General features: G+C 74.8%; 13 protein-coding genes and 1 tRNA gene. 9 read left to right on the top strand and 5 right to left on the bottom strand.

The annotated features are described in order from the left end of the window. Positions 1 to 26: 26 nt before the first annotated feature. Positions 27 to 641, bottom strand: a complete 615-nt coding sequence (locus tag ACTT8P_RS27370) for a 5-formyltetrahydrofolate cyclo-ligase (protein ID WP_442834425.1) — start codon at positions 639 to 641, stop codon at positions 27 to 29. A 103-nt stretch (positions 642 to 744) separates the two neighbouring features. Between ACTT8P_RS27370 and galU the strand changes: the two genes are divergently transcribed. From galU to ACTT8P_RS27335, 7 genes are all read left to right on the top strand, one after another. Next, positions 745 to 1,647 (top strand): UTP--glucose-1-phosphate uridylyltransferase GalU, encoded by a 903-nt coding sequence (gene galU, locus ACTT8P_RS27365; protein WP_361156689.1) that lies wholly within the window; start codon positions 745 to 747, stop codon positions 1,645 to 1,647. Between the two features lie 5 nt (positions 1,648 to 1,652). Further along, positions 1,653 to 2,999, top strand: a complete 1,347-nt coding sequence (gene glp, locus ACTT8P_RS27360; protein WP_442834424.1) for a molybdotransferase-like divisome protein Glp — start codon at positions 1,653 to 1,655, stop codon at positions 2,997 to 2,999. 127 nt (positions 3,000 to 3,126) lie between these two features. Beyond that, positions 3,127 to 3,606, top strand: a complete 480-nt coding sequence (gene moaC / locus ACTT8P_RS27355) for a cyclic pyranopterin monophosphate synthase MoaC (RefSeq protein ID WP_442834423.1) — start codon at positions 3,127 to 3,129, stop codon at positions 3,604 to 3,606. Continuing rightward, positions 3,603 to 4,145: a MogA/MoaB family molybdenum cofactor biosynthesis protein gene (locus ACTT8P_RS27350; protein WP_442834422.1), complete on the top strand. Its 543-nt coding sequence runs from the start codon at positions 3,603 to 3,605 to the stop codon at positions 4,143 to 4,145. The genes moaC and ACTT8P_RS27350 overlap by 4 nt, the downstream gene beginning before the upstream one ends. A 17-nt stretch (positions 4,146 to 4,162) precedes the next feature. Beyond that, positions 4,163 to 4,774, top strand: coding sequence for a GNAT family N-acetyltransferase (locus ACTT8P_RS27345; RefSeq protein WP_442834421.1), 612 nt, complete (start codon positions 4,163 to 4,165; stop codon positions 4,772 to 4,774). A gap of 134 nt (positions 4,775 to 4,908) precedes the next feature. Continuing rightward, positions 4,909 to 6,108 carry a divisome protein SepX/GlpR gene (gene sepX, locus ACTT8P_RS27340; protein ID WP_442834420.1) on the top strand — a complete coding sequence of 400 codons (1,200 nt, stop codon included), beginning with the start codon at positions 4,909 to 4,911 and terminating at the stop codon, positions 6,106 to 6,108. Positions 6,109 to 6,195: 87 nt separating this feature from the next. Next, positions 6,196 to 6,269 (top strand) — tRNA-Ala (locus tag ACTT8P_RS27335). A 558-nt stretch (positions 6,270 to 6,827) separates the two neighbouring features. Here ACTT8P_RS27335 and ACTT8P_RS27330 read toward each other — a convergent pair. From ACTT8P_RS27330 to ACTT8P_RS27320, 3 genes are all read right to left on the bottom strand, one after another. After that, the gene (locus ACTT8P_RS27330; RefSeq protein WP_442834419.1) at positions 6,828 to 7,307 is read right to left on the bottom strand and encodes a hypothetical protein; all 480 of its coding nucleotides are present in this window, start codon (positions 7,305 to 7,307) and stop codon (positions 6,828 to 6,830) included. Between the two features lie 296 nt (positions 7,308 to 7,603). Beyond that, positions 7,604 to 10,039: an ABC transporter permease gene (locus ACTT8P_RS27325; RefSeq protein ID WP_442834418.1), complete on the bottom strand. Its 2,436-nt coding sequence runs from the start codon at positions 10,037 to 10,039 to the stop codon at positions 7,604 to 7,606. Then, on the bottom strand, positions 10,033 to 10,797 hold the full coding sequence (locus ACTT8P_RS27320) for an ABC transporter ATP-binding protein (RefSeq protein WP_442834417.1): 765 nt from the start codon (positions 10,795 to 10,797) through the stop codon (positions 10,033 to 10,035). Before ACTT8P_RS27320 ends, ACTT8P_RS27325 begins: the two co-directional genes overlap by 7 nt. Before the next feature lie 140 nt (positions 10,798 to 10,937). Between ACTT8P_RS27320 and ACTT8P_RS27315 the strand changes: the two genes are divergently transcribed. Continuing rightward, entirely contained in the window at positions 10,938 to 12,206 is a 1,269-nt protein-coding gene (locus ACTT8P_RS27315; RefSeq protein ID WP_442834428.1) for a sensor histidine kinase, read from the top strand. Further along, positions 12,176 to 12,838 (top strand): response regulator, encoded by a 663-nt coding sequence (locus ACTT8P_RS27310; protein ID WP_442834416.1) that lies wholly within the window; start codon positions 12,176 to 12,178, stop codon positions 12,836 to 12,838. Before ACTT8P_RS27315 ends, ACTT8P_RS27310 begins: the two co-directional genes overlap by 31 nt. On the opposite strand, the gene ACTT8P_RS27305 is transcribed toward ACTT8P_RS27310, so the two are convergent. Then, positions 12,835 to 13,311, bottom strand: a complete 477-nt coding sequence (locus ACTT8P_RS27305; RefSeq protein WP_442834415.1) for a GNAT family N-acetyltransferase — start codon at positions 13,309 to 13,311, stop codon at positions 12,835 to 12,837. The two genes, ACTT8P_RS27310 and ACTT8P_RS27305, sit on opposite strands and share 4 nt — an antisense overlap. Positions 13,312 to 13,326: the final 15 nt, after the last annotated feature.

The raw sequence follows: 13,326 nt of genomic DNA, 5'->3' as shown, positions 1-13,326 counted from the left end.
CGCCCCCTCCCATGTCTCCCCGGGGCTCAGCGGAACCGCCGCACCCCCTCCGGTGTGACCACCGCGTCCACCGGCCGGTCGTGCGGCTCCACCGGCACCCGCGCGACGACCTCCGCGCCGTACAGCAGCACCACCAGCGCCGGGGCCGCCCCCGCCCGCGCCAGCCGGGCCAGCACCCGGTCGTAGGAGCCGCCGCCGCGCCCCAGCCGCAGGCCGCGCCCGTCGACCGCGAGCCCGGGCAGCAGCACCACGTCGGCCGCCGTCACCGCCGCCGGTCCCAGCCGCGGCCCGGCGGGCTCCAGCAGCTCCATCCGCCCGCCGTGCCGCACCCGCGCGAGCGAGCCCGCGCCGGTGTACTCGCCCCAGTCCAGGTCGCCGTCCGGCAGCAGGGCGGGCAGCAGCACCCGGACCCCCCGCGCGCACAGCGCGTCGAGCAGCGCGCGGGTGCCCGGCTCGGCGCCCACCGAGACGTACGCCGCCACCGTGCGCGCCCTCGCCAGCTCCGCCAGCCCGAGCGCCCGGTCGGCCAACGCCGCCTCCGCCACCCGCAGGTCATCGCCCGTCAACCTGTTCCTCACCGCGAGGATTTCGCGCCGCAAGGTGCGCTTGTCAGGCTCGTCGGCGGGTCCGTTCGCACTCAAGGGCACTCCCGTACTGTTCCGTACTTGTTCCAATGTGCTCATATGAGCACGGTCTCTCCACAGGTGCTGATTCCCTGTGAAGGCAGCGGATATGGTGGCGGACATGACTCAGTCGCACCCCAGGATCAGCAAGGCTGTCATCCCCGCAGCGGGTCTGGGCACCCGGTTTCTGCCGGCCACCAAGGCCACTCCCAAGGAGATGCTGCCGGTCGTGGACAAGCCGGCGATCCAGTACGTGGTCGAGGAGGCCGTGGCCGCCGGTCTCGACGACGTCCTCATGGTGACGGGCCGCAACAAGCGCCCCCTGGAGGACCACTTCGACCGCAACTACGAGCTGGAGTCGGCTCTCCAGAAGAAGGGCGACGCCGACCGGCTGGCCAAGGTGCAGGAGTCCAGCGACCTCGCGATGATCCACTACGTCCGCCAGGGCGACCCCAAGGGCCTCGGCCACGCCGTGCTGGCCGCCGCCCCGCACGTCGGCGACGAGCCCTTCGCGGTCCTCCTCGGCGACGACCTGATCGACCCGCGCGACCCCCTGCTCCAGCGCATGATCGAGGTCCAGGGGCAGTACGGCGGCAGCGTCATCGCGCTCATGGAGGTCGCCCCCGAGCAGATCCACCTCTACGGCTGCGCCGCCGTCGACACGACCGAGGACGGCGACGTCGTCAAGGTCAGCGGCCTGGTCGAGAAGCCCGACCCGGCCGACGCGCCCTCGAACTACGCCGTCATCGGCCGCTACGTCCTCGACCCGCACGTCTTCGGCATACTGCGCCGGACCGAGCCCGGCCGCGGCGGCGAGATTCAGCTCACCGACGCCCTCCAGCAGCTCGCCACCGACGAGAAGGTCGGCGGTCCGGTGCACGGCGTCGTCTTCAAGGGCCGCCGCTATGACACCGGCGACCGCGGCGACTACCTGCGTGCCATTGTCAGACTCGCATGCGAACGTGAAGACCTGGGCCCGGACTTCAGGACCTGGCTTCGCAGTTACGTAGCCGAGGAGATGTAACGACGTTGAGCACCCCCGCACCCCGCACCGCCGGCCAGGACGGTCCCGACGCACCCGCCGAGGACCGGCTGTGGTCGGTGGAGGACCACCTGGAGGACATCCTCGCCACGGTCCGCCCGCTGGACCCCATCGAGCTGAACCTCCTGGAGGCCCAGGGCTGCGTCCTGGTCGAGGACGTCACGGTGCCGGTCTCCCTGCCGCCGTTCGACAACAGCTCCATGGACGGCTACGCGGTACGGGTCGCGGACGTCGCGGGTGCCAGCGAGGAGTTCCCGGCCTGCCTGGAGGTGATCGGGGACGTCGCCGCGGGCGCCGGCGACCAGCTCCGGGTCGGCCCCGGCCAGGCCGCCCGCATCATGACCGGCGCCCCGCTGCCACCCGGCGCCGAGGCCGTGGTGCCGGTGGAGTGGACCGACGGCGGCCTCGGCGCGGGCCCGGTCACCGGCATGCGGGCCCGCAGCGCGGCCCCCGAGGGCGCCGAGGGCCAGGTCTACGTGTACCGCCCGGCCGAGGCCCGCGCGCACGTCCGCGCGGCCGGCAGCGACGTCCGGGCCGGCGACCGCGCGCTGAGCGCCGGCACCGTCCTCGGTCCGCCGCAGCTCGGCCTGCTCGCCGCGATCGGCCGCGGCCGGGTCCGGGTCCGCCCCCGCCCCCGCGTGGTCGTCCTGTCCACCGGCAGCGAACTCGTCCAGCCCGACGAGCAGCTGACCCACGGCCAGATCTACGACTCCAACAGCTTCGCGCTCACCGCCGCCGCCCGCGACGCCGGCGCCATCGCCTACCGGGTCGGCGCCGTCGCCGACGACGCCGAGACGCTGCGCGCCACCATCGAGGACCAGCTGGTGCGCGCCGACCTCATGGTCACCACCGGCGGGGTGAGCGTCGGCGCATACGACGTCGTCAAGGAGGCCCTCGCGCACGTCGCCGACGAGGACGAGCCGGGCAGCGGCGTCGAGTTCCGCAAGCTCGCCATGCAGCCCGGCAAGCCCCAGGGCTTCGGCTCGGTCGGCCCCGACCACACCCCGCTGCTCGCCCTGCCGGGCAACCCGGTCTCCTCGTACGTCTCCTTCGAGCTGTTCGTCCGCCCCGCGATCCGCACCCTGATGGGCCTGCCGGACGCGCACCGCCCCCGCACCACCGCCACCCTCACCACCGACAAGGCGCTGACCTCGCCCAAGGGCCGCCGGCAGTTCCTGCGCGGCACGTACGCGGACGGCTCGGTCGCCCCGGTCGGCGGCGCGAGTTCGCACCTGGTGGCCGCGCTGGCGCACGCCGACGCGCTGATCGTCGTACCCGAGGACGTGGTGAGCGTGGAGCCCGGCACCGAGGTCGAGGTCGTGCTGCTCGGCTGAGTGTCCGCGCGGGCGTCCGCAGGGCGGTCCTGCCCCGGTGCGCGCGTCGGCATGGGGGTAGCGTGTCGCGCACAACTGGCCCGCGAGCCGCACCGCGCGGGCCCGGACCGGGAGCGCCGCACACGTCATGAGCACGCAGGACCGACTGACCCATATCGACGAGGCGGGCGCCGCCCGTATGGTCGACGTCTCGCAGAAGGACGTGACCGCCCGCACCGCCCGCGCCAGCGGCCGGGTCCTGGTCGCCCCCGAGGTCGTCGAGCTGCTGCGTGGCGCGGGCGTCCCCAAGGGCGACGCGCTGGCCACCGCCCGGATCGCGGGCATCATGGGAGCCAAGCGCACCCCCGACCTGATCCCGCTGTGCCACCCGTTGTCGGTGTCGGGTGTGACACTGGACCTGTCGGTCGCGGACGACGCCGTGGAGATCGTGGCCACCGTGAAGACCACGGACCGCACGGGCGTCGAGATGGAGGCGCTCACCGCGGTCTCCGTCGCCGCGCTCACCGTGATCGACATGGTGAAGGCGGTCGACAAGGGAGCGGTCATCACGGACGTGCGGGTGGAGGAGAAGACGGGCGGCAAGTCGGGCGACTGGAGCCGGTCATGACGGCCGGCGCGCCGGCCGGCGGGGCGCTGCCCGCCCCGTACCGCGCCCTGGTGGTCACCGCCTCCAACCGGGCCGCCGCCGGAATCTACGCGGACCAGGGCGGTCCGCTCATCGCCGAGGGCCTCACCCGGTTCGGGTTCACCGTCGAGGGCCCGCAGGTCGTGCCCGACGGCGAGCCGGTCGAGGCCGCCCTGCGCGCCGGGGTCGACGCCGGGTACGACGTGATCGTCACCACCGGCGGCACCGGCCTGTCACCCACCGACCGCACCCCCGAGGCGACCCGCGCGGTGCTCGACCGCGAGGTGCCGGGCATCGCGGAGGCGATCCGGGCGCAGGGCCGCGACAAGGTGCCCACCGCGGCGCTCTCCCGCGGCCTGGCCGGGGTGGCGGGCGGCACGCTCGTCGTCAACCTGCCCGGGTCCACCGGCGGGGTGAAGGACGGACTGGCCGTACTGGAACCGCTGCTGCGGCACGCCGTCGACCAGCTCCGCGGCGGCGACCACCCCAGACCCGGCGACACCCGTGGGGGTGCGAGCTGAACAGCCCATCCTGGCCGGTGCAGCTGGTGGACGGCGACGTCGTCCTGCGGCCGATAAAGCTGCGTGACCAGCGGGCCTGGCGCGAGGTCAACCGGCGCAACCGGGACTGGCTGCGGCCCTGGGAGGCCACCATCCCGCCGCCCGGCCCCGGCGGCCCGCTCGCGCACCGGCCGACCTACCGCCAGATGGTCCGCCACCTGCGCTCCGAGGCCAACGCGGGCCGGATGCTGCCGTTCGTCATCGAGTACCAGGGCCGGCTGGTCGGGCAGCTCACCGTCGCCGGGATCACCTGGGGCTCGATGTGCTCCGGACACGTCGGCTACTGGGTGGACGAGGCGGTGGCCGGCCGCGGGGTGATGCCGACCGCCGTGGCACTCGTCGTCGACCACTGTTTCCGCACCGTCGGCCTGCACCGCATCGAGGTCTGCATTCGCCCCGAGAACGGCCCCAGCCGCCGGGTCGTGGAGAAACTCGGATTCCGCGAGGAGGGCCTGCGCCCGCGTTATCTGCACATCGACGGCGCCTGGCGCGACCACCTCGTCTTCGCGCTGACCGCGGAGGAGGTCCCGGAGAGCCTCATGCGGCGTTGGCACCGGCGCCGGACCCAGAACACCTCGGGAATTGAATAAACGTTCGAATTAGAGCCGTTCGAGTCCGGGAATTGTCACCGGTCCGAAAAAAATTTTGAAATATCAGCCAGATCGTGCGACACACCGGCTCAATTGGCGGATCCCTTCGCGCAGCTCCCTCTACCGTGTGAGGCGTGAGCAGCAGCGGCCTCATCTACGCAGTCATCGTCGGGGCCTGGGCCGCCTACTTGGTGCCGATGTGGCTCCGTAGGCAGGACGAGCTGAACGAGGCCCGTCCGACCGAACGCTTCAGCACCGCCATCCGGCTTCTGTCCGGACGGGCGGGCATGGAGCGCCGGTACGCCAAGGACCTGCGGGCGCGCTCCACCGACGAGGGGGAGCCCGGCCCCGGCGACCCGGACGCCGTCACCGACTCGGTGGACGTCCGGGCCTTCGCCGTGTCCAGAACCCGCCCGGAGGTCCGCCGGCCGGCCCCGGCTCCGGCCCCGCAGCCCCCGGCCCCGGCCGTGCGGGAACAGCGTCCCGCCCGGCGGGACGCCGGTGACCGGGCGGCGGCCCAGGCCGCGGCGGCCCGCGCCAGACGCGTCAAGGCGCTCGCCCGCCGCCGCCGGACCACCGTGCTGCTCTTCCTCGCCTTCACGCTCGGCGCGGTCGTCGCCGCGGTCGGCGGGCTGGCGTTCCTGTGGGCGCCCGCCGTGCCGGCCGTGCTGCTCAGCGCGTACATCGCCTACCTCCGGGCGCAGGAGCGGCGCCGTTTCGCCTTCCAGATGGACCGCCGCCGCGCCGAGGTCGCCGCCCAGCGGCTGCGCGAGCGCGGCCGCCAGTCCCGCCGGCGGGCGGCCACGGCCGACGCCGACGGCGAGCCCGACGCCGAGGAGCCGCGCGAGGCGCCCGGCGCGCAGCCCGACCCCGGCCTGTCGGCGCTGGCCGCGGACCGGCGGGCGCTGGTCGAGCAGACCGACCACGCCGAGTGGGTCGACCAGCAGCGCGAGCGGCAGCGGCGTCCCGGGCAGGGCGAGAGCTGGGACCCGGTGCCGGTACCGCTGCCGACGTACGTGACCGCGCCGGTCGCCCCCCGGGCCACGGCCGGCGTGGACCTCTCGGCACCCGACGCGTGGAGCTCCGCCCGCTCCAGCGCCGCCGCGCCGGACCGCCGGGAGGCGGCCGCCGACGCGACGTCCGACGCCGAGCCGTCCGCCGCGCCGGACCGAGCCGAGGAGCGGGCCGAGGAGCGTGGCGAGGACCGGCCGCAGGGTCCCGCCCGCCGGGGCGGCCGCCGCGCCGCGTCGGCCCGCCGGTCCCGGGAGCGGGGCCGTACCCCACTGTTCGACCAGTACGAGGACGGCGACCGCCCGAAGGCCGCCAACGAGTAGCCCACCGGGCCTGTCCAGCTGCTCCCTCCGCTCCGGAAGGGATTTTTGAGCAGGCCGGGAGGGGTGCTAGAGTTTCACTCGTTGCAAGGGCCTGTGGCGCAGTCCGGTAGCGCACCTCGTTCGCATCGAGGGGGCCAGGGGTTCGAATCCCCTCAGGTCCACCGCACGACTGTTCTTGAGTTCGCTCGGGAGCGGTTGACGAGATCCCGCCGATCTTCATGATCGGTCGGGATCTTCGTCGTTTCCGGGATCTGTTCTAGCCTCCTCTTCCAGGGCCGGTCGGCACCGGACGGACCGACCCGCACCCGCACCCGCGGTCAAGGTGCATCACCGCCGCTCTTGAGAGGGCGCCCACTCGGCTGTCAGCGTCGGTCTGTGGCTCGCGGGTGCCCTGTACCTGCGAAGGTGATCCAGCAGGTCTCCCGGGTGGTGTCGAGGAGGTACCAGATGCGGCCGCCGCCGGTCACCTCGATCTGCCACTGCTCACAGGTCTGACCGCGATGGGTGCCATGCGCCAGACCGCCCTTGAGGCGGGTGGTGCCGGGGTGACTCGGTGGCCGGTCTGGGGGCGGTGCGCATGGTGATCCAGGCGCGGCAGGTGTTCTCGCGGGCTTGCTGGGCGAGGCTCTCCCAGCCTTTGGCCGAGGCGGCGTCAGCAAAGCGGACTTCCCAGTGGCCGTCCGGTGCCGGGGGCGCGGCACGGTCGCCGCGGCCCGCGGTCATGCGACGTCCCGAGGGTCCGGTACCGGGCCGTAGTCGTCGCCGTGGTCTCTGGTCAGCGCGGCCAGCAGTTCGGGGTCGGAGTAGACCTCGGCGGTGTGTTGCCAGGCGATGAGCAACTGGGCGACGGAGGCGCTGTTGCCGAGTGAGTCGGCGCCGCGCATGGTGTCGACCAGTTCGACGGCGAAGGCGTGTAGATCGGCCTCGGGCAGGAAGCGCACCCAGGGGAAGGCGTCCGGCAGTATGTCGAGGAGCAGTTCCATACTGCCGGGCTCCCGGCGCGCCATCGCGGCCAGCATCCGGGTGGCTGCCGACACCACGGTCTGGTCCTGTTCGGCCCGCGCCGCGGTGGTGAGGACCAGATCCTCGCCGTCTCTGCGATGCAGGAGCAGTCTCGGCGTTTCCTGGAGCCGGGCCAGCGTCTGCTTGTTCTTGTTCACCAGCTCGGAGAAGTTCACGGCTGCACTCTCGGTACTCATGACTTTGAAATTACTTCGAAACTCGCTTGGGCGCATCACCCGGAAGGGGGGCGCGGAGCGGTGGAGTGTGGTTACGCACCTCGCGAACGGTCGGTCGCAGGCGGTCGAGCCCGGGTTCCCTCGCCGCTGGGTAACGATCTACGGCGACACGGGGAACGATCTTCAGGGCCGCTTGTCGCTGCACGTCAGCCCCACTCGTGAACACCCACCGCGACATTGCTTCTGACTGTATGTCAGGAGCGATTGACAAGATCCCGTCCGATCGGTTGGTCGGGCGGGATCTGCGTGCTGCCGGTTCAGCGGTCGAGGAGGGAAGCGCCGCCCGCCGGGAGCACCGCGAAGACCACGGCGGTCAGCGCGCAGGCGCCCGCGGCCGCGCCGAGGGCGGGCCATGGCAGGACCGGGGCCGCCGGGGCCGACAGCAGGGTCAGGGCGCAGGCCATCCCCAGCAGGTTCAGCGCCGCCACCAGGACGCCGAGCAGCGCGCCGGCGGCGGCCACGGTCAGCGCCTCCACCGCGACCAGGCCGAGGACCTGGGGCGTGGTCGCGCCCGCCAGGCGCAGGGCGGCCAGTTCGCGGCTCCGGTCGGCCGTCGCCATGACCTGGGTGCCGGCCAGCGCGATGGCCGCGTAGACCAGGGCGATGCCGAGTACCAGGAAGAAGCCGAGGCCGGTGGTGCCGTCGGTGCGGGGCGCGGTGGCGCGCAGCCAGGCGGCGGCGGTGGTCACCCGGCCGTCCGTGGACCCGATCGCCGCTCGCAGTCCGGCCGCCACGGTCTCCTGGTCGGCGCCGGCCGCCACTGTCACCTCCACCCGGTCCACCGGGGCGCCCGGCGCGTTGGCCGGGGTGACGTACACGCCGTTGTCGCCCGTGCCGACGGCCAGGACGGCGGCGACCCGCAGGGTGCGGCGGGTGCCGTCGGCGAGGCGGACCGGTACGCGCTGCCCGACGGTGTGCCGTTCCCATTCCTCGTTGACGACGATCGAGTCGTCGTCGAGGTCGGTGAGCGAGCCGGCTGTCACCGGCAGCCGGGTGGTCGCGGCGAGCGCCTTCGGGTCGGCCGCGCGGGCGGCGGACCGGATCAGCGCCACGTCCTCCTCCACGACGTACACCGAACTGGCCGCGGTGGCCGAGACGGCCGCCGTGCCGGGCACGGCCCGCAGCCGCCGTACCGTCGCCGCGTCCAGGCCGCCGTCCGCCGTCACCACGAAGTCGGCCGTCGTGCGGGTACGGGCCTCGGCCGCCCGCGCCGCGTCGAGCGTCGCCGTCGCGCCGAGCAGCGAACCCGTCAACGCCACCGTCACCAGCACCGGGGCCGCGACGGCGGCGGTGCGGCGGGCGGCCGCCGTGGCGTTCTCCCGGACCAGATCCGCGAGCAGACCGCCCGGCAGCCGGGCCGGCAGCCAGGTCAGCAGCCGGACCAGCGGGCCCGCCAGCGGTGGGGTGAGCAGGGCGACCGCCGTGATCAGCAGCATCGGGCGGCTGATGTACGTCTTGCGGTGCAGCAGGTCGGCCGGGTCGGTCAGCAGCGCCCACCCGGCGGTCGCGGCAGCCGTCGCCAGCAGCGCCGTACCGGCGAGCAGCCGGCCCCGGGCACGGGCGCCGTGCTCCGCCGACGCCTCGCGCAGCGCCTCGGCCGGCCGGGTGCGGCCCGCCCGCCAGGACGCCGCGGTCACCCCGCACAGCGCCACCGCCAGACCGGTCCAGAACGCCGCGTGGTACGGCCAGGTGTGGTCGCCGATGGTGAACCAGGCGGGGGCGAGTCCGCCCGCCACGGTCCGGGCCGCCAGGTGCGGGGCGGCGTACCCGCCGAGCGCACAGCCCGCCGCCGAGGCCGCCACGCCGATCAGCAGCGCCTCCGCGTACACCGTCCGGCGCACCTGGCCCGGCGTCGCGCCGGCCAGCCGCAGCAGCCCGAACTCCCGGCGCCGCTGGGCGACCGTGAACGCGAACGTCGACGCCACGACGAAGACGGAGACGAAGGCGGCCACCCCGCCCGCCGTGCCGAACAGGGAGTTCAGGGCCGTCACCGCCGCCCGGTCCCGGTCCGGTGCCGGGTCCGCCAGGCGCCGCGCGTCGCCGGTCAGCACCTGGGCCCGGTCGCCCACGGCCCGCCGTACCGCCGCCGGGTCCGCGGCCACCACCAGCTGGGTGCTGACCGGGGCCAGCCGGGCGGCCCGCGCGTCGGAGTAGAAGACGGCCCGCTCGAAGCCCCGGCCGGCCACCGTCCCCACCACCCGGACCGGGCCGTGCCCGGTGCGCAGCCGGTCGCCCGGCGCGGCCCGGCCGCCGGTGACGACCACCTCGTCGGCGGCGCGCGGCGCCCGGCCCGCGGTCAGCTCGTACGGGGCGAAGGCCGCCGTCGACCACGGGTGACCGACCAGCGCCCCGGACTCTCCCGGTATCCGCACCGGGAAGGAGCGGTCCTCGGTGACCGCGCCGAGCGCGCGCAGGGCGGCGACCGTGCCGGGCGGTACCGGGCGCGGACGGTCCAGCCGCGCGGTGCGTACGCCGGCCGGGGTCGGCACGCGCAGCGTGTCCGTGCCGCGCACCACCACCGGCGCGGCGGCGAACCGCTCCGGGGCGCGACCTGGGGCGTCCGCCGCCGAGGCCAGGGCCAGGCCCATCACCGTGAGCAGCGCGACGCCGAGCGCGAGGGCGACGAAACCGCCGGCGAAGGCGGTCCAGCGGACCCGGAGCGTGCGCACGGTGCCCAGGGCGAGGGTCAGCACGGCACGGCCCGCGCGTCGTGCGCTTCCAGGGAGGCCATCCGGGCCGCGATCTCGCCGGCCGGGGCGCCGCCGGTCAGCTCGCCGTGCACCCGGCCGTCGACCAGGAACACCACCCGGTCCGCGTACCCGGCGGCCACCGGGTCGTGCGTCACCATGACCAGCGTGCGGCGGTCGGCGTCCACCATCTCCCGCAGCAGGGACAGGACCTGCCGGCCGGTCACCGTGTCGAGCGCGCCGGTCGGTTCGTCGCCGAACAGCACCTCGGGGCGGGTGATCAGGGCGCGGGCGATCGCGACGCGCTGCTGCTGGCCGCCGGACAGCTGCGGCGGCCGGTGCCGGGCGCGGTCCGCGAGGCCGACCCGGCGCAGCGCCTCCCGTACCTCCGCCCGGCGTGGGCGCCTGCCCGCCAGGCGCAGCGGCAGGGCGACGTTCTGCTCGGCGGTCAGCGCCGGCAGCAGGTTGAACGCCTGGAACACGAACCCGATCCGGGCCCGGCGCAGCAGCGTCAGCCGTCGCTCGCTCAGCGCCGTCAGCTCCGTCGGTTCCGTCCCGCCGAGCCGTATCGACCCGGAGGTGGGGCGGTCCAGGCCCGCCGCGCAGTGCAGCAGTGTCGACTTGCCGGAGCCGGACGGGCCCATCACAGCGGTGAAGGTGCCGGTGGGGAAGGCGAGCGAGACACCATCCAGGGCCCGCACCCCGCCGCCCCCCGCGCCGTAGCGCCTGCTGACGTCCCGCAGTTCGATCGCGTCGGTTTCCATGGCCCTAGCCAATCCCGGGCGGACGGGTCCGGTCAGTGCGGCAGGGGCGAGAGTCGGGGTGGGGCCAGGCATACCCCCGAGGCTCCGGTCACGGTGATGGTGAGGGTCCGTGGGCCGCCCGTACGGTGATCCGCATGACGATGTGGGGGGCGCTCGGCGGGCGCGGGTACCTGGGGTCGGGGTGGCCCTGGCGGGCGGTCGCGTACCTGGTGAGCGGGGCGTTGTTCGGGGCGGTCGTGCTGGTGGTGATCGTCAGCGGGGTGCTGGTCGGGGGCGCGCTGGCCGTCGTCGTCATCGGGCTGCCGGTGCTGGGGCTGACCGCGCTGGCCGGGATACCCGTCGCCGCGGTCGAGCGCCACCGGCTGCGGCTGGCGGGGGTGGGGCCGGTGCCCGGCGGGCGGCACCGGCCGCCCGGCCGGGCGGGACTGCCGGCGTGGCTGACCACGCGGGTCCGGGAGCCGGCCACCTGGCGGGAACTCGGGTACGCGGTCCTGCTCGGCTTCGTCCTGTGGCCGCTGGACGCGGCGGTGGTGCCGGCCTGCACGGTGGTCCCGCTCTCGATGGTCGCGGCGCCCGCGCTGGTCGCCGCCGACGGCGAGGCGAAGGTGCTGAAGGTGTGGCTCGTCGAGGGCTGGCCCGCCGCCACGGCGGCCGCCGCGCTGGGGCTGGTGCTGCTGGTCGCCGGGGCGTACGCGCTGGGGGCGCTGGCGGGGGCGCGGGCGGAGCTGGCGCGGGTGGTGCTGTGCGCCGGCCCGGACGGCGACCGGGTCTCCGAACTCGTCCGGTCCCGGGCCCGGCTGGTCGACGCCTTCGAGGCGGAGCGGCGGCGGATCGAACGCGATCTGCACGACGGTGCCCAGCAGCGGCTGGTCGCCCTCGGGCTCGCCCTCGGCCTGGCCCGCCTGGACGCCCCGCCCGGGGGCCCGCTGGCCGCGCAACTGGGCCGCGCGCACCGGGAGGCCGAGCTGGCCCTGGCCGACCTGCGCGCGCTCATCCAGGGGATCCATCCCAAGGTGCTCGCCGACTACGGCCTGCCGGCCGCCGTGGCCGACGCCGCCGACCGCAGCCCGGTGCCGGTGGAGCTGGAACTGGACCTTCCGGGGCGGCTGCCGCCTCCCGTCGAGGCCGCCGGGTACTTCGTGGTCTGCGAGGCGCTGGCCAATGTGGCCCGGCACAGCGGGGCCGGCCGGGCCGAGGTGCGCGGCGGGTGGGCGGCCGGGCGGCTGGTCCTGGAGGTCGCCGACGACGGACGCGGCGGTGCGGACCCGGAGCACGGCAGCGGCCTGACCGGGCTCGCGGACCGGGTGTCGGTGCTCGATGGCAGACTCACCCTGTCCAGCCCGCCGGGCGGACCGACCCTGCTGCGAGTGGAGCTCCCTTGCCGGCCGACGCCCGATCCCTGCGGATAGTCCTCGCCGAGGACAGCGTGCTGCTGCGCGAGGGGTTGACCGGCCTGCTCACCCGCTTCGGACACGAGGTCGTCGCGGCGGTCGGGGACGCGGACGCGCTGGTCGCGGCGGTGCGGGAGCACGGCCCCGACGTGCTGGTGACGGACGTACGGATGCCGCCGGGGCTGCACGACGAGGGGCTGCGGGCCGCGGTGACGCTGCGCGCGGAGCGGCCCGGACTGCCGGTGCTGGTGCTCAGCCAGTACGTGCAGCGCGCCTACGCCGCCGAGCTGCTGGATTCGGGAGACGGGTCGGGCGTCGGGTATCTGCTGAAGGACCGGGTCGGCCAGGTCGAGGACTTCGTGGCGGCCCTGTGCGACGTCACGGCCGGCGGCACGGTCGTCGACCCCGAGGTGGTACGGCAACTGCTGCGCCGGCGCCGCGATCCGCTGGCCCGGCTCACCCCACGCGAACGCGAGGTGCTGGCGCTGGTCGCGGAGGGCAGGTCCAACGGGGCGATCGCCCGGACGCTGGTGGTGTCCGAGGCCGCCGTCGGCAAGCACATCGGTTCCATCCTGGCCAAGCTGGACCTGCCGCCGGGCGACGACACGCACCGGCGGGTGCTGGCGGTGCTGGCGTTTCTGCGGGCCTAGAGATTCTTGGCGTAGCAGAGGCTGCTGTCGTGGAAGCGGTAGAAGCCGAACTTCTCGCACGGCTGGTAGCCGCTGGAGAGGTACAGGGCCACCGCCTCCGGCTGCTGGGTGCCGGTCTCCAGGACCATCCGGCTGCGCCCCGCCGCGCGGGCGTCCGCCTCCAGGGCGGCGAGGATGCGGCGGGCCAGTCCCCGGCCGCGCATCTGCTCGATGACGAACATCCGCTTCAGCTCGGCGTCGCCGTCCCGGTAGTTCTCCTCGTTGGCCTGCTGCGCCCGCCAGCCGCCGGTCGCCACGGGCACGTCGGCCTCGTCGTACGCGATCAGGTACAGGCCGTTCGGCGGCGTGAAGTGCGACGGTTCCAGGTAGGTCTCGTCGCCGTCGTCGCCGTAGCGGACGGCGTACTCGGCCTGGACCTCGTCGTTGAGCTTCACGGCGTCGGGGTGGTCGAAGGGGACCGGGCGTATCTCCATTTTTTCTACCGTATG

It is taken from the genome of Streptomyces sp. JW3, assembly GCF_052216785.1.
Classification (GTDB): domain Bacteria; phylum Actinomycetota; class Actinomycetes; order Streptomycetales; family Streptomycetaceae; genus Streptomyces.
Note: the sequence above shows the minus strand (reverse complement) of the source record. Positions and strands in the feature narration are given on the sequence as shown.

Coding starts and splice junctions, on each gene's coding strand:
- ACTT8P_RS27315 (WP_442834428.1), top strand. CDS start 10,938: ATGTGGGGGGCGCTCGGCGGGCGCGGGTACCTGGGGTCGGGGTGGCCC.
- ACTT8P_RS27305 (WP_442834415.1), bottom strand. CDS start 13,311: ATGGAGATACGCCCGGTCCCCTTCGACCACCCCGACGCCGTGAAGCTC.
- ACTT8P_RS27320 (WP_442834417.1), bottom strand. CDS start 10,797: ATGGAAACCGACGCGATCGAACTGCGGGACGTCAGCAGGCGCTACGGC.
- ACTT8P_RS27330 (WP_442834419.1), bottom strand. CDS start 7,307: ATGAGTACCGAGAGTGCAGCCGTGAACTTCTCCGAGCTGGTGAACAAG.
- galU (WP_361156689.1), top strand. CDS start 745: ATGACTCAGTCGCACCCCAGGATCAGCAAGGCTGTCATCCCCGCAGCG.
- ACTT8P_RS27350 (WP_442834422.1), top strand. CDS start 3,603: ATGACGGCCGGCGCGCCGGCCGGCGGGGCGCTGCCCGCCCCGTACCGC.
- moaC (WP_442834423.1), top strand. CDS start 3,127: ATGAGCACGCAGGACCGACTGACCCATATCGACGAGGCGGGCGCCGCC.